Annotated in this window: 24 protein-coding genes; 7 read left to right on the forward strand and 17 right to left on the reverse strand. The window is 41.5% G+C overall.

The annotated features are described in order from the left end of the window. Positions 1 to 77 precede the first annotated feature (77 nt). Positions 78 to 764, forward strand: coding sequence for a cadmium resistance transporter (locus tag ACKTT2_RS14855; RefSeq protein ID WP_407888115.1), 687 nt, complete (start codon positions 78 to 80; stop codon positions 762 to 764). 108 nt (positions 765 to 872) lie between these two features. Here ACKTT2_RS14855 and ACKTT2_RS14860 read toward each other — a convergent pair whose 3' ends face one another. The 3 genes from ACKTT2_RS14860 to ACKTT2_RS14870 form a co-directional block, all read right to left on the reverse strand. Continuing rightward, the gene (locus ACKTT2_RS14860; RefSeq protein WP_407888117.1) at positions 873 to 1,187 is read right to left on the reverse strand and encodes a DUF4351 domain-containing protein; all 315 of its coding nucleotides are present in this window, start codon (positions 1,185 to 1,187) and stop codon (positions 873 to 875) included. 164 nt (positions 1,188 to 1,351) lie between these two features. Then, entirely contained in the window at positions 1,352 to 1,786 is a 435-nt protein-coding gene (locus tag ACKTT2_RS14865; protein ID WP_407888119.1) for an RrF2 family transcriptional regulator, read from the reverse strand. Positions 1,787 to 2,182: 396 nt separating this feature from the next. Beyond that, positions 2,183 to 3,130: a LysR family transcriptional regulator gene (locus tag ACKTT2_RS14870; protein WP_407888121.1), complete on the reverse strand. Its 948-nt coding sequence runs from the start codon at positions 3,128 to 3,130 to the stop codon at positions 2,183 to 2,185. Positions 3,131 to 3,310: 180 nt separating this feature from the next. On the opposite strand from ACKTT2_RS14870, the gene ACKTT2_RS14875 reads away from it, so the two are divergent. Next, positions 3,311 to 3,724 carry a YidH family protein gene (locus ACKTT2_RS14875; protein WP_407888123.1) on the forward strand — a complete coding sequence of 138 codons (414 nt, stop codon included), beginning with the start codon at positions 3,311 to 3,313 and terminating at the stop codon, positions 3,722 to 3,724. A gap of 24 nt (positions 3,725 to 3,748) precedes the next feature. Here the strand turns inward: ACKTT2_RS14875 and ACKTT2_RS14880 are convergent, their stop codons facing one another. Then, positions 3,749 to 4,231 carry an RrF2 family transcriptional regulator gene (locus ACKTT2_RS14880; protein ID WP_407888125.1) on the reverse strand — a complete coding sequence of 161 codons (483 nt, stop codon included), beginning with the start codon at positions 4,229 to 4,231 and terminating at the stop codon, positions 3,749 to 3,751. A 219-nt stretch (positions 4,232 to 4,450) separates the two neighbouring features. On the opposite strand from ACKTT2_RS14880, the gene ACKTT2_RS14885 reads away from it, so the two are divergent. Further along, a complete protein-coding gene (locus tag ACKTT2_RS14885) occupies positions 4,451 to 5,653 on the forward strand; it encodes an FtsW/RodA/SpoVE family cell cycle protein (protein ID WP_407888127.1) in 1,203 nt (400 codons plus the stop codon). 43 nt (positions 5,654 to 5,696) lie between these two features. On the opposite strand, the gene ACKTT2_RS14890 is transcribed toward ACKTT2_RS14885, so the two are convergent. From ACKTT2_RS14890 to ACKTT2_RS14900, 3 genes are all read right to left on the reverse strand, one after another. Next, positions 5,697 to 6,140, reverse strand: a complete 444-nt coding sequence (locus ACKTT2_RS14890; protein ID WP_407888129.1) for a response regulator — start codon at positions 6,138 to 6,140, stop codon at positions 5,697 to 5,699. 239 nt (positions 6,141 to 6,379) lie between these two features. Continuing rightward, positions 6,380 to 6,562, reverse strand: coding sequence for a His/Gly/Thr/Pro-type tRNA ligase C-terminal domain-containing protein (locus ACKTT2_RS14895; protein ID WP_407888165.1), 183 nt, complete (start codon positions 6,560 to 6,562; stop codon positions 6,380 to 6,382). A 13-nt stretch (positions 6,563 to 6,575) separates the two neighbouring features. Next, entirely contained in the window at positions 6,576 to 7,976 is a 1,401-nt protein-coding gene (locus tag ACKTT2_RS14900; protein WP_407888131.1) for an LCP family protein, read from the reverse strand. Positions 7,977 to 8,414: 438 nt separating this feature from the next. Between ACKTT2_RS14900 and ACKTT2_RS14905 the strand changes: the two genes are divergently transcribed. Next, positions 8,415 to 8,804, forward strand: coding sequence for a hypothetical protein (locus ACKTT2_RS14905; protein WP_407888133.1), 390 nt, complete (start codon positions 8,415 to 8,417; stop codon positions 8,802 to 8,804). 90 nt (positions 8,805 to 8,894) lie between these two features. Here ACKTT2_RS14905 and ACKTT2_RS14910 read toward each other — a convergent pair whose 3' ends face one another. From ACKTT2_RS14910 to ACKTT2_RS14940, 7 genes are all read right to left on the reverse strand, one after another. After that, positions 8,895 to 10,256, reverse strand: a complete 1,362-nt coding sequence (locus ACKTT2_RS14910) for a hypothetical protein (RefSeq protein ID WP_407888135.1) — start codon at positions 10,254 to 10,256, stop codon at positions 8,895 to 8,897. Positions 10,257 to 10,466: 210 nt separating this feature from the next. Next, the gene (locus ACKTT2_RS14915; RefSeq protein ID WP_407888137.1) at positions 10,467 to 11,639 is read right to left on the reverse strand and encodes an LptF/LptG family permease; all 1,173 of its coding nucleotides are present in this window, start codon (positions 11,637 to 11,639) and stop codon (positions 10,467 to 10,469) included. Positions 11,640 to 11,825: 186 nt separating this feature from the next. After that, positions 11,826 to 12,554, reverse strand: a complete 729-nt coding sequence (gene lptB, locus ACKTT2_RS14920) for an LPS export ABC transporter ATP-binding protein (RefSeq protein ID WP_407888139.1) — start codon at positions 12,552 to 12,554, stop codon at positions 11,826 to 11,828. 76 nt (positions 12,555 to 12,630) lie between these two features. Continuing rightward, on the reverse strand, positions 12,631 to 13,137 hold the full coding sequence (locus tag ACKTT2_RS14925; RefSeq protein WP_407888142.1) for an LptA/OstA family protein: 507 nt from the start codon (positions 13,135 to 13,137) through the stop codon (positions 12,631 to 12,633). Between the two features lie 164 nt (positions 13,138 to 13,301). Continuing rightward, a complete protein-coding gene (locus tag ACKTT2_RS14930) occupies positions 13,302 to 13,691 on the reverse strand; it encodes a DUF309 domain-containing protein (RefSeq protein ID WP_407888144.1) in 390 nt (129 codons plus the stop codon). Beyond that, a complete protein-coding gene (locus tag ACKTT2_RS14935) occupies positions 13,688 to 14,053 on the reverse strand; it encodes a ferredoxin thioredoxin reductase catalytic beta subunit (RefSeq protein ID WP_407888146.1) in 366 nt (121 codons plus the stop codon). Before ACKTT2_RS14935 ends, ACKTT2_RS14930 begins: the two co-directional genes overlap by 4 nt. 207 nt (positions 14,054 to 14,260) lie before the next feature. Further along, entirely contained in the window at positions 14,261 to 15,415 is a 1,155-nt protein-coding gene (locus ACKTT2_RS14940; RefSeq protein ID WP_407888148.1) for a DUF58 domain-containing protein, read from the reverse strand. A gap of 865 nt (positions 15,416 to 16,280) precedes the next feature. Here ACKTT2_RS14940 and ACKTT2_RS14945 point away from each other — a divergent pair. After that, positions 16,281 to 17,513, forward strand: a complete 1,233-nt coding sequence (locus tag ACKTT2_RS14945) for a type IV pilus twitching motility protein PilT (RefSeq protein ID WP_407888150.1) — start codon at positions 16,281 to 16,283, stop codon at positions 17,511 to 17,513. A gap of 158 nt (positions 17,514 to 17,671) precedes the next feature. On the opposite strand, the gene typA is transcribed toward ACKTT2_RS14945, so the two are convergent. The 3 genes from typA to ACKTT2_RS14960 all read right to left on the reverse strand — a co-directional run bounded on the left by typA (position 17,672) and on the right by ACKTT2_RS14960 (position 21,643). After that, entirely contained in the window at positions 17,672 to 19,462 is a 1,791-nt protein-coding gene (gene typA / locus ACKTT2_RS14950; protein WP_407888153.1) for a translational GTPase TypA, read from the reverse strand. A gap of 264 nt (positions 19,463 to 19,726) precedes the next feature. Further along, entirely contained in the window at positions 19,727 to 20,107 is a 381-nt protein-coding gene (locus ACKTT2_RS14955; protein ID WP_407888155.1) for a hypothetical protein, read from the reverse strand. A 171-nt stretch (positions 20,108 to 20,278) separates the two neighbouring features. Beyond that, positions 20,279 to 21,643, reverse strand: a complete 1,365-nt coding sequence (locus tag ACKTT2_RS14960; RefSeq protein WP_407888157.1) for an RNA-guided endonuclease InsQ/TnpB family protein — start codon at positions 21,641 to 21,643, stop codon at positions 20,279 to 20,281. Positions 21,644 to 21,812: 169 nt separating this feature from the next. Between ACKTT2_RS14960 and ACKTT2_RS14965 the strand changes: the two genes are divergently transcribed. After that, positions 21,813 to 22,088, forward strand: coding sequence for a type II toxin-antitoxin system RelE/ParE family toxin (locus ACKTT2_RS14965; protein ID WP_407888159.1), 276 nt, complete (start codon positions 21,813 to 21,815; stop codon positions 22,086 to 22,088). Continuing rightward, positions 22,078 to 22,389: helix-turn-helix domain-containing transcriptional regulator (locus ACKTT2_RS14970; RefSeq protein WP_407888161.1), on the forward strand; the 312-nt coding region annotated here is incomplete at its 3' end. The genes ACKTT2_RS14965 and ACKTT2_RS14970, both read left to right, overlap by 11 nt.

A 22,389-nucleotide genomic window follows, 5' to 3' on the forward strand; every position in this document is an offset into this window, starting at 1 on the left:
AAAAAGGTTACGGGTAACCTTGCGGAACTAACATTTCCTCCTACCTCCTGCCCTCTGCCTTTCAAGATAAAAACAATATGGTTGAAACGAGCGCTGCAATTAGCACGGGAATCCTTGCCTTTACTGCCACTAATATAGACGACCTTCTCATCCTATTATTGTTTTTTTCCCAAGTAAATGCCACCTTCACATACAAACATATTATTACAGGTCAGTATTTAGGTTTTTTTATCTTGATTGTCGTTAGCCTTTCTGGTTTGTTTGGGGGGTTAGTTTTATCAGCACGTTGGATTGGATTACTTGGTTTAATGCCAATCGTTATGGGTCTTAGCAGTTTGGTGAATGGGGAAGAAGAATTTTCAGAGGAAGGTGCATCTGAGACAGAAGAGTCTGAAGAATCTATATTGTCTAGTTTAGTTTCTCCTCAAACTTATAGTGTTGCATCTGTAACTATTGCTAACGGTAGCGATAATATCAGTGTTTACGTACCATTATTTGCTAGTGGTAATTTAACAAGTTTTTTTATAGTAATCTCTATTTTCTTTCTATTGTTAGGAATGTGGTGTTATCTAGCTTACAAGTTGACTCAGCAAAAAGAAATAGCCGAGATTATAACCCAATATGGTAGCTACTTTATTCCTTTTATCTTAATAGGATTGGGAATTTTTATTATTTTAAAAAGTGATTCATTAAGTCTAACGAAGCTCATTGCTAGCTGTTTTTGTTTAACAATTTTGGTAAAGAAAAATGATAATTTGTCATGAAAGTTTGCGAGCGCTTAATTTTACCAATATATAACAAAAGCGCTAAGTTTTCTCACTTCCTTAACGCTTTTCAAGAGAGAATTTACGGAAAATGTGAGAAATTTTCCTTTACTGAGCTGGCAACCAAGCTTGCAAGTCGGCAACAGTTGTAAAATCTAATAAAGCTTCTGCCAAATCTTCTAACGAAGATACCGATAAATTCTGAATTTGCTGTTGTAGCTGAGAATCCAAAGTTCTAAAGCGACGGTTAAGTTGGCGCAAAACAAGAGTTACCGCTTCTTGCTCTCGACCTTCAGCGCGACCTTGTTGCAAACCTTCTTCCATCCAACTCGTGACAATTTGCATAACTTCCTCCTTCTGCCTTGGTTCAATCCTAGCAAGCTGTTCTTCAAAAATGGCTGTTTCTTGTTCGTTTAACCTCAAGTAGGTGTCGATAAATATATATAATAAAAGCGCTAAGTTTTCTCACTCACTTAACGCTTTTCAAGAGAGAATTTACGGAAAACGTGGGGAATTCCGTTTTATGGAGTCCAAGCGATCGCAAAACAATCAACCGGGATAAGAAATAATATATATAGCTGAATAATTTATATATAATACATGAGTTCCATTTGCCGTTTGGAGATTCGCTGTTCGCAAAGATCTTGAAGCGTATGTTTTTGTAATACGTCGTAAGCTGCTTGACGAACTTCTTGCCAAACGTCATGAATAACTTCAGTTTCTACTGTTTTGATATTGGAAGGCTTACTCGGTTCATCTTCCGATCCTTCTATACAACGTAAAGCTTCCAAAACTGTAATTTTTTGAGGTTCTCGTGCTAGAACGTAACCTCCTTTCACTCCGCGTATACTCTTAATCAAACCTCCACGCCTTAAAGTTGCTAGAAGTTCTTCTAAATAGCGGTTGGGAATATTTTGACGTGCTGCTATCTCTCGGATCTGCAATGATTCGCCATCAGCATAGCATTTTGCTAGCGCTAGCAAAGAGAGAATTGCGTACTCTGTTTTGTTTGAAAGTTCCATAGCTAAGAGAGATGAGACACCAAAAAGTTACTTCATCACCTAAGACAGGGATTCAGCCTAACTTCGTAAGATTGGGTTAAAGTTCCACGTTAGTGCTCTACAGCAACCCTACTCGATTTGCAAACTCCAGATAGGTAGGGCTATACCGCACAAAAGACCTGGTTATGGGCAATGCCCAACACCACTCCTCTGGTCGCGCATAAAGACGCGCACTTCGGGTGGCTCCCCTACATGACTTCAAATCTCTTATAAATGATTTAGGATTGCTATGCGAGCTTCTGTGTTGATAAGTTGACATTACTATATAAGAAGACTGTCAATAAAATCAAGTATTTTTTTTTCTGATTTTAATAAAAAAATGTGATTGATTAGAGATTGGGGACAAGGTAGAAAATTCTACTTTATCCCTAATCGCCAATCGCCAATCCCTTGTCCCTTGCTGAGAATCTGTTCAAAAGCGCTTGCCACTCTGGTTTGAAAACGCTGTAGGTGTTTCAGCTTCCACACGGGTTGGACGATTTCTAACTTTGTGTCCGCATCGCCATCGACAACACGAATTGCGTGCAGTGTAGATAGCTGTAGTTCTTTTTTCACCATCAACTCTGGAATCGCTGCTGCGCCGACACCACTTTCAACGACTGCTTTTACCATCTCACTGCTACTGAGGACGAGAACAACTTCTAGTTCGGTCAGATCGATTCCCCAATTCTGTAGGGCTTGTTCAAACATCTGTTGCGCTCCCGAGCCTGACTCTCTCATCACCCAAGTTGTTGTTAGGAGTTCTACAGGGGAAATTTCTCTTCTTTCAAACCAAGGATGAGATCGACCTACAACTATCTGCAAGCGATCGCTTCCCACAACTTCTTTTTCCAGATAGTTTCTGAGAGAGACTTTCACATCACCCGTAACCAACCCGAAATCAAACAGCCCTGTTGCTGTTCCTTCACAAATTTCTTCCGCATTACCCAAAGTACAATTTATATGAATACCGGGATAGTGACGATTGAACTGGCTAATCTTCTCAGGTAACCAGTAATTACCAATGGTCAGACTTGACCCGAGCTTTAACTCACCCCGTTGCATATTATTTAATTCTCGCAAGCCTCTTTGAGTTAAAGACACTTGATCTAGAATTTTTTGTGCTTCTATTTGAAGCAACTTCCCAGCATCAGTAATTTCGATATGACGACCAATCCTATGAAATAATTTGACCCCATATTCTGTTTCCAGACTTTGAATGGCTGCACTAACTGCAGGTTGAGTAATGTATAGCGATTCTGCTGCACGGGTAAAGTGCATCAATTCTGCCACTGCAAGAAAAATTCGTAACTGCTCAAACGTCATATAGGCTCTTTCAAGCATTCCTGACTAAGTATTATCACCCCAACAAGCTTATCAAAAGTATACGGCTATACGGCTAGTCGGGAAAGCTACCGTAGTAAATACTGCTAATATTATGAATATTTATGAGTCTAAATTCAAAGACTGCTAAAAAAATTTTGTTCATACAGTTCCCATAGAATTATGACAACAGATGCAGAAAAACCTGAAAAACGAAAAAGCCCCAGTGCTGACCGAGTTCGAGAACATCTAGCCAACGAGCGCACCTACTTGGCATGGATGAGAAGTGGGATAGCCCTCATGGGTTTTGGAGTTCTCATTGTCCGGCTTCGCATACTCCGCCCTCCCCTTGCACCTCAAGGTCCAGGTAATGGCTGGAAACTAGGCTTAGCCTTTTCACTAGTTGGATTGCTAACGGTCATGCTTTCAACCCAGCACTACCTTGTCGTTCGTCGAGATATTGACGAAGATGCTTATGAACCAGCAGACCGTTGGGTTATTCTTTCTAGCCTTGCGGTGATTCTCCTGGGAATTGGAGTTGTCTATTATGTTTTCACCATTCCGCTTGACTCATTAAACTCCGTAATAGTTGAGTAAAAAACATACAAATCACTCCTTTGTTCATATGTAATACATTGGACCCTGTTGTATTCGAGCTTCCCTTTCCTGGCACAAATCTTGAAGCGTATGGCGACGCAAAACTTCAATAGCGGCAGTATTGGCTCGATCCCAAACTTCATGAACTAAGTTCTTTTCAAGAGTGGAAGGAACAGAAGATTCTCTCTCCTTCCTCTCACCTTCAACGACAGTCACTATTTCCAGTAGAGTAATCTGCCAAGGTTCTCGAACTAAAACGAATCCGCCTCTCGATCCGCGATGGCTTTGTACCAAACCAGCTCGCCTCAAACTCGTGAGAATTTGTTCTAGGTAACGTTCCGGTATGGGCTGTCTTGCTGTAATCTCGCTCATGGTAAGGGGATCTCTTTTTCCTTTGTTACTTGCCAGTTCTAAAAGAGCTAGCAGTGCATACTCTACTTTGGAAGACAACTCCAAAAGAGTGTAGTTTTGGCTATTCAATTCTTTCCTCAGTATACTACTGTTCATTGACGTACTTATAGTAATTTTACGAGAAACGAGTTTCCATGACAGAGTGGAATGTGGTATGATACCAAGTGCCCTTTTTAAAAAAAAGACTCAATTTTTTATCGGCTTACCGTAGATTATCTAACAAAATTCTCAAAATAAAAATCATTAAAAAATTTCTTGTGGTACATTAACTGCATTCTCAACGAATGACACCTTACATATTTTTTACTTGAAATTGTGAATTTCCGCCGCCTAATTCCATTCTTCGATGACTCCGTGTCCAGTTGGGCGCTTGAGGCACGGTTATTGCGTTGGTTGACATTGATCTGGCTGTTTGTGGGATTAATCGTTCTATTTTCTGCATCATATGCAGTTGCGGACGATCGCCACAATGACGGGCTGTATTACTTTAAGCGTCAAGTCCTGTGGGTATTAGTAGCATCAATCGTATTCAACATCATAGTCAATCTGCCCTTACGCAAGGTCATAAACATATCCCACTGGGTTGCAATCGTGCTACTGGGGGTGATTTTCCTCACTTTAGTACCGGGATTGGGAAAAAAGGCATTTGATGCATCTCGCTGGATTGCGATCGGACCAATACCAATTCAACCCTCCGAACTCATTAAACCCTTTTTAGTGTTGCAAAGTGCGCGACTCTTTGGGCAATGGGAAAGGTTAAGTTGGCGAGTGCGCTTTTTTTGGTTAGGTATTTTTTCTCTGATTATTTTAGGAATTTTAATCCAGCCTAACTTAAGTACAGCAGCACTCTGTGGAATGACAATCTGGCTAATTGCCCTTGCTGCAGGTTTACCTTACAAATACTTAGGAGGAACAGCAGCTGGAGGAGTGCTCTTGGGAGTCCTTAGTATTAGTATTAAAGAATACCAGCGCAAACGAGTGCTTTCTTTTCTAAATCCATGGGCAGATCCAACTGGAGATGGTTACCAACTGGTACAGAGCTTGTTGGCTGTCGGTTCTGGTAAACAATGGGGAGCAGGGTTTGGGCTTTCTCAACAAAAATTGTTTTATTTGCCAATTCAAGACACCGATTTTATTTTTGCTGTTTTTGCTGAAGAATTTGGTTTTGTTGGCAGTATAATGCTGCTAGTACTGCTTGCTTTATATGCTACTCTAGGATTAATCATAGCTTATAAGACCAAACATTCGGTTTATCGACTTGTAGCCATTGGGGTAACAGTGTTGATGGTGGGACAATCCTTGCTTCATGTTGGTGTTACCACTGGTGCGTTGCCAACAACTGGTTTGCCATTACCTCTATTTAGTTATGGTGGAAATTCAATGATTGCTAGTTTGCTATCTGCTGCTTTGCTGATTCGCGTAGCACGCGAAAGTAGTGAAGCCGACGTAGTACCTTTGAGAGAAGAATCAGAGAATAGACGAAGACGGCGTCTTTTTCAAAGAAATAACATCAGTTAAGAAGTTAATAACTAGTCAATTGGTCACTGGTCACTGGTCACTGTTAAATTTCTGGTTGTTTGTTGAGGCGTAACCAGTATTGGTTAATAATGTTTACCATTTCTTGTAGGTTATCAATTCCGATTGGTTTTGTTAAATATGAGTTGGCACCTAGTTCATAAGCTGAGTTAATATCACTATCTTGATCGGAAGAAGTCAGCATGATAACAAGCAAGCGTTTTAAGTCAGGTTGCTGGCGTATCCATTCAAGCACCTCAAGACCAGAAAGACGTGGTAGTTTGATATCTAGGAGTAGCAATGTTGGCAAAGGATATCGTTCGCGATTTGCGTACTCACCAACACCACTTAAGTAATTGATGACTGCATCACCGTCTTCTAAGACTTTCAAAGTATGAATTAACTGTGTCTTTTGAAAAGCTCTTTGGATAAAGAATGCGTCATTGGGATCGTCTTCTGCCACTAGAATAGTATATTCAGTCAGAGACATATATGGGTTGGTGTAGAGTTTAGTCTTGTAGCTTAACACAAATCCTTGTCAAGAATTGTCGGTTTCTCTAGAAATGGCAAAGGTTTCAGCTACATTTACGTTCTATAGGAATCCTATTTGATTTGTGAAATATACGGTAGTAGGGTGGGCATTGCCCACCAACAAGACTTTTGGTGGGCAATGCCCACCCTACTGTACTTAAAAAGTGTTACAAATTATTTATGATTCCTATATAATTCTTAAGATAAAGATTTAATGGCTTCTTTAAGCTTGACAAATTCGATTTCTTCCTGTCCTGCAACGCCCAAGCGACAAATATTAACAGTACCATTGACTTTTTCTTGTTCGCCAACGATCGCGATTAGAGGAATTTTTTTTGCTGAGAGTTCTCGAATCTTTTTAGAAATCGTGCACTCGCCAATATAGAGCTAACTACTAGTAAGAAAAATTAGTATCATTTTGGTTTTCCAACCAATCCTTGCCCAACACAATTGTCACAGGCGAATCAATGGTAATATTTGAGTCAAAGCTACCTTCTTCTTGCACGCGCACTTCTCCAAATCCCAGAATGGTACGAATTGCTTCAGCAGTATCGCGATTTCCATTTCGGACAATAATGTAAGTTGTATCTAAAGGTTCTCGCCAAGGTTCGGGTATGTAAGTGCTCGAGTATCCCACGACTTCTAGGGAACGCATTAAATTTTGCAAACTTTCACTATTGCCAGACGTACTGTCTTTAATGACGATTTGTTGCTGAGTTGAATCAGAAGATTGGGGTAGATTCATCACTTGCAGATCGAAATTCTCGAGCGCCATTTTTTCAATCTGCTTGGCATCGGGTATCCAATAGCTGGTTTTGTACTCATTAAATGTGCTAGCTCTACCTGGAAGTGTTAGCATTTCCATATTAGAGTTACCTGTCTGTACTCCAAAATTAACGAGGGTCAAAATTTCCTCAACTGTTAAATTGGTATCCAAATGAGACCGAACAACATTAAGAATTTGGGGAAATTTTGCTAGTAAAGCGGGGTTGAGAGTTTGCTCTGCTAGCGATCGCATAACTGTATGCTGTCGCTCAACTCGACCTAGATCGCCACGACCATCATGACGAAAACGCAACATTTGTAACGTTTTATCCCCATTAAGATGTTGTTTCCCTTTCTTTAAATTTATATATAAGTGTTGAGAATCATCTCGATACTTCATATCATAGGGAACATCAACGGTGACGCCTCCCAAAGCATCAATTAACTTGTTAACTCCTAAAACATTAATTCTGATATAGCGGTCAATTTCTACTCCCCCTAGGAGTTCGCTGACTGTTTTAGCACTTAAAGCAGGTCCACCAACAACATTAGCTGCATTAATTTTAACGACACCATGCCCTTCTAAAGAAACACGAGTGTCTCTAGGAACCGAAAGAATAACTATTTTTTTTTCCTCTGGGTCTAGTCTGACCAAAAGCATAACATCCGAAAGCCCTTTAAAGGAGTTAACTTGGGGTAAGTAACTCGGCTTTTTTGCTCCCTTTGGTGGATCTTGAATATCTGGTGGAAGTACGCTCATCCCCATAACTAAAATATTGACAGGACGAGTTAACTCGGAAAATTTTAGCCCTTCTCCGGCTAAGCTCGCACTCTCAAAGACTTCCGCTTCCTTTGGGGTTAGTTTGGTCTGCATCAAAGGCGTGCTAGTCATAGAAACTGCAAGCAGTCCCCCCAATGTTGCGGAAACTAGTGCGATCGCACCCATCCCCAACCACAGCCACATCCAACGCGCATTGTTAGATGGTTCACTATAATCATTTTCTGCTACTAAAGGTTTTTTAGTGGTCACTAGCTGCCTCGTACTTACTTATAGGGATTGGGGAATTTGCAAGCTATGGGAATCATAAATGATTTATGAAAAATTTTAAGTAGGTAGGGCTATGCCGCACAAAAGTATCATATGTGCGGCATAGCCCTACCTACTATGTACATTTCAAAAATCAAATAGGAGTCCTGTAAATATAAAGTTATTAAATTTGATATAACTATTTTAGCTTTTTTTCTATTTCTCCGAATAACAGCTTTTTTTGCCTACTTTTCCAACATAATCCTTAGTATAGGCAGTTTTTCATACGCAAGAAACTCGCTCTTGCAAAATCCTCACAAGTTCCTCAAATTATTTTCATATAAAAAAAGCTAGGGGGCGTGAAATATTGTAGGCAGCGTTACAAATTCAAGTGCTGCTTTCTAATTACCTAGTCGCATATTGTATACGAGGCGATCGGCTATGACAAAGACTCAAGTAGAAAAAGAATTATTCCATCACAGTAAAATTAGTTCGGAGTTTACTCATCGCCTGAACGAACTAAATCCGCATCAAGTCGTTCGCGTGCTTGTTTTACTTAACTTGAAAAATAATATTAACCAACTCTCCCATCCTCAAAAATTTTCTGACCAGCATATATCTGCTATCAAAAACATTAGTAGATTGGAAAAGCAGGCACTAAACGATATTCGTAAAATTGCTCGAGACAATGATGGAAAACTGTTAGCTGAGCATTTCAATTTACTAGGTATCATCCCACTTGAAATAAGTGTTCCTGGGGTATATGAGTTGGCTGAACTGGATACCGTCAAAGCCGTAATGGAGGATCAAAAAGTTTATCCTCTTGAGTAAGTCATGTCATTATGCGTGAATAAACGATTCTCACAGATCCCTTCGGTGCTCTTATGATTACCTAAATACGTAGGGTGGGTACTGGAGAGGTTATTGCCCAGGAATTTGACCGGGAGATGAATAGTTATATTGAGGAATAGATTGTTGTTGCAAGCCCGAACTTCCATAGTTGGGAACGGTGGAGTTGGGATAGGTTATAACAGTACCTTGATTTGGGACAGAGTTATAGTAAGGTACGGGCGCGGGAACCGATGATGGCACAACTGGCGTTTGCTGTGGCACATTAGGCAATGCTGGAGTGCTATTGACATTGTTATATACACTCCTATGCCTGACTGAATCTACAAAGTTAGCCAAGTTGCGCTCATCACGATTCGTGTAAAAACTTTGAGGTTGGTACAATTGTGTTGGTTGAGTGTAATTTACACCAGGTGCAGTAGAGCTAGGTAGCTGATTAATTTGTGGCTGATTTGTTATACCGGGCTGCAGGTAACCTGTAGATGGAATAGTATTTTGGAGTTGATTTACAGGTAATGGCTGTGTATAACTTGTCCCAGGTATGGAATTTTGTGGTAAAAGCCCTGTTTGTCCTTGTGGTGTGTAGTTTGTACCTAAGTTAATATTTTGTGGTTGAGTGACTAGTCCTGGCTGTGTGTTGTACCCACTGCCATAGTTAATGTTTGATGGTGAATTGCCTCCACCTCCAATCAACCCATTGCTAGGTTTGGGATTCTGAATAGATGTACCGCTTACTGGTGGTGTTAGGGAATTGAGGGGGTTAACTTGAGTTGATGTGGTATTAACTTGACTGATTTGATTTGGGCTGGTTGATTTATTAAGTGCTGTTTGTAAGGGATTTTCTTGAGTTGTCGTTTGACCAACATTAGTACCATTGTTGAGTCCAATACCCAAACTCAAAGAAGTTTGTCCTACAGTAGATTGAGAAGATGTTGATGTTGGCTGACTTGCCTCTTGTAAGTTACTAAACTTCAGCAAAGTCTCTGCTTGTGCCAAAAAAGGATTATCTACCTTATTAGTTAATGCGGAGTTACCCGATGTATCTTCCGATTTTGATTTGTTATTACTTGAGGAACTCCGATCGCGATCGTTTAATCTATCTAATAAAGTTTTGTTCTTATTTGCTTGATTTTGGCTTAGGTTTTTGACTTTTGGTAAATTTGCTGGAACAGAATCACCAACCAAAAGAGGCAAATTATCAATATCGGCAGCAATAGCTTTGTCTTCTGGTGTCAAAGATGGGTCAGCCGCTTTATTAGCACCAAAGCGATCTTCCTGTTTGTTCGCCAAATCTGGTTGTACCCAATACTCCTTTATAACTAACCCGATGACAGATAAAAAAATCGCTGTTCCCCAAAAACCAGGTCTCGCCAAGTTCCATAACCGGGCTTTGAAATAGCGTAGGTAAGCGGGAGGGTAGTGACGTTGTGGCATGAGCGGCAGTATTGGAATTTACTAGAAGTTATCTGGTTAGCGAGCGGTAGGGGCGCAAGACCGCCGCACCCGTACAGTGATTATTGATATGTCTTGCGTTCAACAGTATATAAATTTACTAAAAATAAATTTCTAGAAGTGGAATCTTCTTCTATGTTACTCCTTTTACAAGGAGAAGTCATTGCCCTACGGATGACTTTTGAATTTAATTTACCTTTGGGCTACCCGTGATAAGAGATATAAACCAATTCCCAAACCTATAAAATTTGACAACCAAGCTGCCATAAACGGAGACAGAACAGCAGCTTCCCCCATGGCACCACTAATAAACCACAGTAAATAATAAGTGAAAATAACTATAACGCTGATCCCAAAACTTGTTCCTCTACCGGTTCTTTGTGGTATTGTTCCCATGGCTGCACCGACTAAGCCAAACACAACACATACAAAGGGTAAGGAAAATTTCTGTTGAATCCGAACTTCGAGTTTGCGAATTTTTTGCTCGTCACCGCCTAAACGCTCAATTTCTAGTTGCTCCAACGCTTGGGCTATGTTCATCTCGCCATAATCCCGACTTTTCTGTGCCAGATCCAATGCTGTACGCGGTAGTTTTAGTTGTTGGCGTTCAAATCGTAGAATATTACGATACGAGCTATCGGAAGCAACTAGATAAATAGTACCGTTGTAAAAATCCCAGACATTCTGACTCGGATTCCATTCCCCGGATTCTGCAACAACTATTTGATTCACTCCTTCTTGGGAACGGTCTAGAATAGTCAAGCCTTTCATTTGTTGTCCATCGAATTCATCCGCATAGAACAAACGTGTCAAAACTTTTTTCTTACTTCCATCCTCCTGCTTAACTTTTTGGTACTCTGGGTAGAAAAGATTTTGCCGCTTAGCGATCGCAGGTTGGTCTGACTTTAATGCCTTGTCTAAAATTTGAGATGCTTGGTAATTTGCTGCAGGGACAATCTGCTCGTTAAATAAAAATGATAATCCTGTGACGACAAGACTCAACATTACTCCAGTCAGTACCATGCGGTAAACACTCACCCCACACCCGCGTAAGGCAATCAGTTCGCTTTCGCTAGAAAGACGGCTGTAAGTCATCAACGTAGCCAGAAGCGTGGACATGGGAAAAGCATATACGATGAAACCCGACATTTTCAGGAAGAAAACTTGAATGGCAATGGTTAATGGTAACCCAGATTCAACTATTTTTCTGATTAATTCAAAGACAACATCAATTGAAACACCGATTGATGTAAATGCTCCGACTCCAAACAAAAATGGTGGGATTAATTCGCTGACTAGGTAACGATCCATGAGCGAAAAGGGTAACAGCGAATTAAAGGTATAGAAAGACTTAATTTGTGTCATTTGTCATTTGTCATTTATCATTTGTAATTTGTCATTTGTCATTTGTCACAGATAAATGGTAAATAAAATAAAAAAAATCTCTAAAGTACAAGTAGCTAGGCGGAAATAAACTGAACTACACTAGAAAATGTTTATATGCTGATAATTCTTACCAATGACGCATGACAAGTGACTAATGACGAGCGTCTATACCTGAAAATTATCTCCTAAATAGTACTGACGCACTAAAGGATTTTTGTATAGTTCGTCGGATGTGCCAGAAGCAAGAATTTGCCCCTCACGCATGATATAACCGCGATCTGTAATGGCAAGAGTTTCGCGGACATTATGGTCTGTAATTAGGATACCCATATTGCGATCGCTCAATCGAGCCACAATTTGCTGAATTTCTGACACAGCAATGGGATCGACTCCGGCAAATGGTTCATCCAGAAGTAAAAATGAGGGTCCTTCTTTTCCTGCAGCCAAAGCTCGTGCTAGTTCGGTTCGGCGTCGTTCGCCGCCAGAAAGTTGAATTCCTTTGCTTTTAGCGACTTTTTCCAAACGAAACTCTTGAAGTAAAGTGTCTAGTCTCCGCGCCCATTCCCAACGAGGTACATTGGTTTGTTCGAGGACTAACAAAATGTTTTCTCGGACAGTGAGTTGACGAAAAATACTGGCTTCCTGTGCGAGATAGCCAATTCCCAACCGCGCCCTTTTGTGCATTGGTAGTGGAGTCACATCCATTTTATCTAACCAGACCCTTCCCCGATCTGGCTTTTCCAAGCCGGTGGCTATGTAAAAAGTCGTCGTTTTCCCCGCACCATTAGGACCGAGTAAACCAACGATTTCTCCTTGCCCAACCGAAAGGTTAACGCGATTGACAATGGCTCGTTTGCCATAGGATTTATGAACGTTCTCTAAAACAATTTTCACTCTCAGGTTAGGGGGTAGGGGGTAGGGACAAGCTAGAGGTATTCATAAATAATGACAAATGACTAATGACTAATGACTAATTAGATTTCTTTAAAGGTGGTGTTGCAGGAGCAGGTGCAGTCGTTGGGTTATTGCTATCGTTAACGATATAAATGGATTCTACCTGACGACCTTGTTTGGGTGTAGCAACAAATCGCCCTTCGTCAATCAAATAAGTTACCGTCTCAGCTTTAATACTATTGCGTCCTTCTTGCAATACGTAGACATTACCGCTAAGAATAATCTGACGTTCGCGAGTAAAGTATTGTGCTTGTGCGGCAGTTGCTTGAATTCCTCGGGCTGGGTATACAAGCTCTACATCGCCGCGAACAGTTGCGACTTGTGTTTTCGAGTTATATTCTTGAACTTTGCCACGGATGTATAAAGGACGGTTTGGCTGTGCGGAAGTTTGAGGCGTTTGTGCGGTAGCTGTTTGTACTTGGCTAGGTAATAATGCGATTGCACTTGTAAGTGCAGCACTTAGCAGCAAGGCTAATCCAGAACAGTGCATTTTAATTTGAGGGAATTGGTAGTGGGGCTTCATATTATACGTTTGGTAATTACGAGGTCGCCTGTTATTCTAATTCTCGCAAGTACTTCTCCCAGAGATACAATACACAATTTGAACTATCCTGCGGATCGCTACTAGCTAAAGTTTTAGACGCTTTTTGACTCTTTAAGTTTCATTACAAAATTTTACAACCTTCCCTAATCCCTACTCCCTATTCTCACAATGTGAGGTAAAATCTCGTGGCTCAAGTCAAAAGTAGCATTCTTTTTTAGCTCTGCTTCTTGTAATGCTGTCAGTAGTGCCGCACTTCGATCTAATAATTCATCCACATCAATACTGCCGTAATCCGATGGGTAACGTCGCAAGCGATTGCTGCCTTCTCCAAGCAAAATCGCTGCTCCCCGCAAGTTATTGTTACCCAAATGATACAGTGCCACCGCAATTTGAAGAATGCCTTGATAAAAAGTTTTTTCTGGCTCTGTTGCTTCAATCCACAAAGCCTCTAAAGTGTCATGACAGTCATAATACTGCCCGGTATTAAACTGCTCTACACTTTGCCAAAACTCTTCGGGCATTCTTTCGTTCACGCCATTGTCTCTCTGATTTCTTTAATTGTGTCTAAAGAGATTTCTTGTTTATCTCCGGCAAATTCCTGATCTGGTCTAAGGAATAGCATACAATGGCACTCTTTCCGCTCTCGCATTGGTACGCACGGACAATTCCAAAAAGTGGCTTTAACTTCTGCTTCTTTGTCTTCATAATGACGACAGGGACACAAGGGAGCACCTAGTTCGTCTTTATGCTTGGCAAGCCCTTCAATCACAACTGCTGTTACTGAAGGTTCCGCACAAAAGAAAGTGCCTGTGCGCTTTGCGTATTGTTCGGAAAAATGTCTCATTGCCTCCAAGCTATGCTCGGTGGATTTTGAGTTAACTTCTGGTGAAATCATCGACTCGGCTACTCATAATTTAAATATTTCTTTGCATTGTACCGCAGTCAACGTAGGGTGATATGGGGGGTTGTCCCTCATCTTTAGAAGGAATTTTGAACCGCAGCCCGTAGCAGATGCACGCTGATGAAAGGAAACGTATCCGCGTATATGCGCGTTTATCGGCGGTTTCAACACTTATTCAAGTTGTGAATGCACAAGATTTGCCTATCGAATGGTTTTTTGTAACTGGGTTTGGAGTGGTTTTTGAGTATCTACTTGTATGCCTGGGTAATCTTTATTTACAATAACTTGTTCTTGTACCGTGGAAATGTCTTGCCACAATACCCAACGACTACCATTGGGTAGAGAAGAAAGTGTTAAAGGGTTTTGTGTTAACCAAATGAGGGGAGCGTGGGGAGGTTGTACACAACCATCTTCATGAAATGCGATCGCAGCTAGAGCTTCCTGGACGACTCGTTGACCTCTAATTATCCCTGTTGATGCCGTCCACAGTGCTACCTGTATTTGCTGTCGATGTGCGTAAAAATATAACGATGCTGCTGCAATGACGGCTTGTTCAAAATTATCTTCGTTCCAATTGCCCGCACTATCAATAGCAATAATGATTTCTTGCCCTCCTGTGACGAGTTCTAACTCTCGCACTCGTAATTCTCCGTAACGAGCACTGGTGCGCCAATGAATGAGACGAATGGGATCTCCTATATGGTAAGGACGAAGACAACGAGTTGATCCTTGGGTGGCTGTTTGTAAAGGTCTACCACGGGGATCGCCTCTTTTACTATCTTCATCTCCCATTTCATCGATGAGGGGACAAGTTGTGAGGGGTAAGACTTTGGGATAAACAATTGCCACAACAGGTGCATCTCGCAATCGCCGACACCAAAACAGCCCCAAAGGAGCACCAGTTCCAAGTTCGACTGTTTGCCAACGAAAAATTCCCCGACGCTGTGTTGGTTGGTGGTATACCCAGCGATAGGACTCACCATTAGGAATTCTTTCAATTGATTTCTGTACGGGTTTTCCTAAAACAAAAGGTAGCATATCTTGGACTTGCAGCAAGGTGGCTGGTTGCCGTGCTTGATTGAAGATTTCCAACTCAACTATGAGATCGTCACCAGCTGTCACTGGTTCGATAGGAAGATGTTTTACGACTAAACCCAAAAGCGATCGCGGTGGTAGGACAGATGCCAAGCCTAACAGAGCAAAACTAACGCCACTAATCGCATACAGCCAGCCCGCCATTGTATTAATACCTGCCCCAAAAAAACAAATAGCAATTCCCATTAAAACCCAACCACCGTATGCAGGGGCACAAGCGCGGGTTTCTAACCAGTTAGTAATGTTTTTAATAATTTTCATTGTTGCTGGGCTAGCTGCTATTTTTTACAAAAATGTCACAATTAGGACTTCCATTTATTATTCCCAAACAGCATTGCTCAACGAACAGATTTCATTTTTGTACTATAGTAATCCTAAATCATTTGTGAAGCGTTAGATCCCCGACTTCTTTGATTCGTCGGGGATCTGGAAACTGTAAATTTTCCCTTTCGCCTCTAAAAGGGTGGGGCTATACAAACAAAGTCCGTGCTGGCAGACTTTAATCTATGTGTTTTCCTCTAGTCGTAGCAAGGTAATGAGATGAGCAAATCTGTTAAAATCAGAAATATTATGAGTAAGTAATTGAGAGATGTTATAAGCCTGCATGGTTGCCACAATATTAGCATCATGAATTTGTTTACCTGATTTTTTGCTTTTCTCTCCAGGGAACATCCCAATTTGGAAAAAACACGCCCGCGATTAGAAATCGCCGCTACACAAACGAAGTCCGCCTACGCAGACTAGTACAAAGCCTACCTCCGTAGGCTTTGTTTGTATAGCCCCAGAATTCTATTCTGAGGGCAATGTGCCAAATCGGGATGCTCCCTCTCTCCAAGTGTTAAATTTTTCAAATAAGTTGTTGAGAAGCTGCGTAGGCAAGCTTGGTAAGCTGAACACCAAGGCTTCTAGATTTTGGGCAACGAGATACTTTAATCTTTCATCGTATAAATTTTGATGTTCCTTATTGAAAGTTTCATATTTTACGATTTACTGCGTCAATTACAGGAATTAGAATTCAAGTATATTTACGGTTTACTTAAGTAGAACTTATTTCTAACGTGGGTTTGTTCTAACCCAGTTAGTTTAACCGTTTCTGTTTATTCCACATCTACCGAAGGAAACTCATATGGATGACGATTTAATGTCGCGGTTTAAAAATCAAAAACAATCGCATTTACCTCCGCCTCCGCCCAATCACCCGCTTTTACAAAAGGTTGAGCGAGTGCAAAAAAATGCCATTTCAATTCAGCAATTAGTACGCGACGCTTACGATCGCCATGCATCTGATATTCATATTCGCGTAGGGGAAGTTCCCCGCTTTCGGATTCGGGGAGAGATGATCTCCTATGAAAAAGCAGAAAAAGTTTCAACCAAAATTTTCGAGGGGTATTTGGAGGAAATTCTCTCTCAAAATGCAAGACAACGGTTTGCAGAAACCAAAGAATTGGATACAGCCGTTTTTTATCCCGGTTTCTTACGTTGTCGTGTCAATTGTTTTGAGACTTTAAATGGCGGTGCAATGGTACTGAGATTAATTACATTGCAAGTTCCCTCTATTGATGGTTTGGGTTTACCACAAATCCTTAAATATATTATTGGTCACAAGCAAGGACTTGTTTTGATAACAGGACCAACTGGTTCCGGAAAGTCTACAACTTTAGCCGCAATGATTCGCCATCTCAATGAGACAGCACAAAAACACATTATCACCATAGAAGATCCCATTGAGTACGTTCACGCTTCTCAAAAATCCCTCATTAGTCAGCGAGAAGTGGGCTTACATACGAATGAATTTCATCACGCTTTAAGGTCGGTGTTACGGGAAGATCCTGACGTAATTTTGATTGGAGAAATGCGCGATCGCATAACTGTTGACACCGCATTAAAAGCCGCACAAACAGGTCACTTAGTTTTAGGAACTCTTCATACCAAAAACGCTATTGGGTCAATCAATCGCTTGCTTAATATTTATAATCCAGAAGAGCAAGCAGCCATGCGCGTCCAAATAGTTGACTCATTAGTTGCGATCGTCGCTCAACAGTTACTACCTACAACTGATGGTCGTCGCGTAGCAGCGCTAGAAATTTTAATGAATACACCAGCCATGCAAGATTACTTGCTCAAGGGTGACGAGGTAGAAGCATTCCAACTTATGGAAAGCAGTACTGGCGAAGGAATGCAAGTGATGAATCACGCCTTATGCGAGTTAATGCTTAGCGGTCAAATAAGTATTGAAGATGCTATCAGTGCTTCCCCCGACTTTGGCGATTTGCGCCGACGCGCCCGCAACGGCGGTTTAGATCCGGCGCAATCTACAAAGCGGAATTTTGAGTTGAGTTACGGTTATAAGCCGAAGTAGGCGATTGGGGAAGGTGGGGCCCCCTCTGGGGATAAGGGGCAGGCAGGGGTTCCCTTTGGGGATAAGGGGTAATGGGGATTAGCGATTGGCGATTGGCGATTGGGGAGTAAATTTTCCCAGTCCCTAGTCCCCAGTCGCCAGTCCCCAGTCCCTAGCCCCTATCTCTTCGCCAACTTCTTCGTCATCTTCCGCAGACGAATGGATTGGGGAGTGACTTCCACCAATTCCTCTGGTCCAATGTATTCCAAAGCACGCTCTAGGCTCATGTCCACAGGTGCTTGTAACTGAACCAATTCTTCACCACCAGCTGCACGGTGGTTAGTAAGTTGCTTGGTCTTACAGACGTTCAATTCCAAATCTTGGGGACGGTTGTGTTCTCCCACAATCATACCTTTGTATACTTTAGTACCTGGAGTGATAAAGAAGGAACCTCTATCTTCAGCGTTTTTCATTGCATAGAAGGTGGCAACGCCTTCTTCAAAGGAGATTAATACACCCTTATTACGAGCTTCAATATCTCCACTGATGGGACGGTAATCTAGGAAACTGTGGTTCATAATACCTTCACCACGAGTCATCCGCATGAATTCACCACGGAAACCAATTAATCCACGAGCAGGAATGACAAATTCTAGCTGGGTACGTCCGTTACCACCAACTTGCATATCTTGCATTTCACCTTTGCGTTGTCCCAAACGTTCGATACAGCTACCAACTGCATCTTCTGGAATGTCTAACACCAAAAGTTCAAAGGGTTCGCAAGGTTGTCCGTTGACTTCACGGTAAATAACCTGTGGCTGGGAAACCTGAAACTCGTAACCTTCCCGACGCATGGTTTCGATTAAGATGCCCAAGTGGAGTTCTCCTCGACCGGAAACTTGGAATTTATCGGGAGAATCGGTTTCTTCGACACGCAAAGCAACGTTCGTTTCGAGTTCGCGCATAAGGCGATCGCGCACTTGACGCGATGTGACTAACTTGCCTTCTTGACCTGCAAAGGGAGAATCGTTGACCCAGAAGGTCATTTGCAAAGTTGGTTCATCTACTTTAATAAGAGGCAATGCTTGCGGTTCGTTAGGATCGGTGATTGTTTCCCCAATATTGGCATCAGCAAAACCAGCGACTGCGACAATGTGACCTGCAGATGCTTCTGAAATTTCAATCCGCTTCAGCCCTTCAAAGCCTAGCAATTTGCTGATTTTTGCTTTGACAATTTCACCATTTTCTTTGACTAATGCGGCTTGCTGTCCCATACGAATGACGCCATTGTGAATTCTACCAATGACAATCCGCCCTAGGTATTCAGAGTAATCTAGAGTTGTGACTTGCAGTTGTACGGGTTTGTTCGCATCCCCAACTGGTGGTGGTACGTGGCGCAGGATAGCTTCAAACAGGGGTTGCATATCCTTAGCTTCGTCTTCAAGTTCGTCTTTAGCGTAGCCACTCAAACCGGAGGCGAACAAGTAGGGGAAATCACACTGATCGTCATCTGCTCCTAATTCCAAGAACAGATCTAACACTTTATCGACCGCACCATGGGGATCGGCTTGAGGACGGTCAATTTTATTGACTACGACGATGGGGCGCAGCCCTTTTTCCAATGCTTTTTTCAACACAAACCGAGTTTGGGGCATTGGGCCTTCGTTTGCATCCACAATCAGGATACAACCGTCTACCATACCGAGGACACGTTCTACTTCACCGCCAAAGTCAGCGTGTCCGGGAGTATCAACAATATTAATGAGAGTTTCTTTGTATTTAACAGCCGTATTTTTGGCAAGAATTGTAATTCCTCTCTCTCGTTCTAGGTCATTGGAGTCCATGACGCAATCCGGAACGTCTTCTCCTTCTCGAAAGATACCGGATTGTTTGAGGAGAGCATCAACAAGGGTTGTTTTGCCGTGGTCTACGTGGGCAATAATTGCGACGTTACGGATTGGGAGCGTCATAAGTGTTTAGTCAACTTAGCGAGTGGATTTTAGAATTTATATCTAGGTGGTCTTTTCCTGTAACAGAATTTGGGTAAATATGGAAATTCTGTAAACAAGCCTTAATAATTCTATCTTAACTGTTATACTTCGTTTGTTTTTCGATAACAACCAGAAAATTTTGGGAAAACTTTGCGTTCAGTTAAAATTGAGCACATTACAAGATTTCAGCACCTAAAGACAAGGGAGCCGAAGCGCGATTTGCTTGCCCTGGATGTATGACCTTTAAGAGTGATTGCAAGCAGCTATAGTTTCTGTAGCTGTAGGATAACCGCCTGTTAGCAAAGACTGAATGAAGCGCTTTGCTTGTAGATACTGGTTCCGTAAGAAGGAGAGGGTTGTTTGACAAAGGACGCTTTTGATGTATCCCACCAAAACTCCCCATTTGTGAAGTTCACCAACAGAACTCGCTTGCTGAAACTTCCGTTTATAAAATTCTTGCCAGAAATCAGGAGCTTGCTTTGTTTCATTCTTTCGCCAGCGCTTGCGCCACAGAATAAAATCTTGTTTTTTGGGTGGTTCGGCTTCTACTAACGGTGGCAAATCGGCGTAGCTTACAAACCTTGTTAATCCTTGTGCTACTACAAGAATGACGTTAGGCCACAAACGAATCTCTTTGATTTGCTCAATTTTTATCTTTAAGAGGAGCGATATTGCTTCTGGCGTGACAAATCTTGCTAGTGGGTGAACAGACTTGGATTCAGATTGTGGTGTTATCTTGACTTCTCCCTCGGTTTAAAACGCGAGGGATTCTACCATGGATCTTCGTCCGTGCTCTCAAGAGACACTCCGTAACGTTGTACGAAATGAATTCTTGAGATCGCGGAACAAATCATACCGATGTGGCGCAGTCAAACACGCCCTACCCACCTTGACTAGGACAAGTCCTAGCTGTGTGGCTACTTTAGCCATGATATTGGCAGCAGCATTGCAGTCAGCCTGAATAATTTTTCCGTTTTTGGTTTTGTAGGTTCCTCGCGTAATGCGATTTCCAGACGGTTTATATCCTTCGGGTTTCTCACCGTATTTCGGTAATAAATCGCCATCCAAAAACGATGCGACTGAGGTGTGTGCTTCTTCGGTAATTGTCAAAACAATACCGTATTCTGGTACTAGTTGTTTAAGCCGTTCAATTAACCTACCAGTTGGAATTGGTACAAAATTTTGGTTCCCTCGTTTGCCCATGTCGGAACCATTTTTCTGTCCTTCATTCCAGCCAATAATAAGATTTCCAATGCCATCAGCAAGGCATCGATTAATAATGAATCGGGCAGCTTTGTTGATGGCATCTCGCATCTGATTGTTACGCTTGCGTTGAATCCTATCAAGATTCGAGTCCCAATAAAAATCAGGCTTCCCTTGTTTGTATTTAGCAACCAGACGACAATAACCTTGGTTCATTGATTTCAATTTCCGACCATCAATGATTAAGCTTTTACCAAGGGATGAAACTCCTGTTAACCAATTAGTTCCACCATGGTCAAATGACCAAGCCTGAGTGTAATCAAGATTTGGATTAACTTCAATCACTTGCTTGCCATCATCAATTACCCAATCTATCCAGAACTCCCCATAATAAGGACGAATTGTCACTTCTTTCACCCAATCCGAATCAATAAATTCTGGTAAGGGTAACGCAATTTCAGTTAACAAATGTGGCTTAGTTTCTCTACTAATTGACGGATAAAAACAACCATCTTTGTAGGTCAGTGCTTGTCGTGGGAATGTGATTGCTGCAAGTCCACCACTTTTTCTATATTTTGGTAACGATGGTCTATCAACAACACCAGTGTAATATGCATTAACCAAGGAGTTATAACTAGTAATCGATTCACCTACAGATTTTAAAGTTTGTTGTGCTGCCTGTGCAGCCAAAGATTTGTAGTGAGGATTATCCTTAAGTACGGTTACCAGTTCGGGATAAGTGGTGAAACATTTGTAAGTTTTCCAGCCATGCCGCAATTCGTCACCACGCCAATAAGTCGTAAAAGCGTTGCCCAACTCTTCAAGTCTTGAATAATGAGTTTGACGAACATGATAAAGAGCACAATTAATCAAACTGTTAGCATATTCGCATTGATTTATCCAATACGCTTGTTCAATATCTGTAAACTTGGCTTTGACTGGTAAAGTTTTGTACACTTTGTTCGGGGAGCTTACACGTAGATAAATGGGCCACCTTATTTAGGATATCACCTAATACCAATAAATAAGTCAGGAGGTTTGATAGCGAAGCGTGGCGCGAATGCGCCATAGGTTGCCCATTTATCTGGGGTTTGGGTCTAGCACGTACAATCAGGGGAAACCTTTATTGGGTTACAATCTTTTCGAGGATAAAGCCAAAACTATCATTGAAAGAAGACTCAACCGAGTTAGTCTTGGCAATTTTGGTAATTATCGTTCGGTTGGAGAAGGAGTGTGTGAATTAAAAATCAACTATAGTCCTGGATACCGCATCTATTTTGGTCAAATTGGAACAACAATTGTACTGCTGCTGTGTGGAGGCGATAAAAGTACTCAAGACCAAGATATTCTTAAAGCAATAGAATTTTGGAAAGAATTTAGGAGAAGAGAAAATGCCAACTAGTGATAGTTATTTTGCTGATTTAATTTTACGTCTTAAAGATCCAAATTATGCTGCACTTTATCTCGATACTCATTTTGAATCGGAAGAAGGAGAAGCATTCGAGCCTAGATTAATTCAACTAGCGTTAACTCATGTAGCAAAAGCGCTAGGAGAAGAACATATGACACCAGAACAAGCAAAACTTCACCTAGAAAAATTAGATGAATTGCTTTCACAACCCGGTGCTGAGGCAATTTATAACTTAGGTAATTGGTTAAATGCACTAGGTTTAAAACTTACTGTTAGTGTTGCTCCTAAAGTA

It is taken from the genome of Scytonema hankhaensis NUACC26 (assembly GCF_045865695.1).
Taxonomy (GTDB): Bacteria; Cyanobacteriota; Cyanobacteriia; order Cyanobacteriales; family Nostocaceae; genus Scytonema.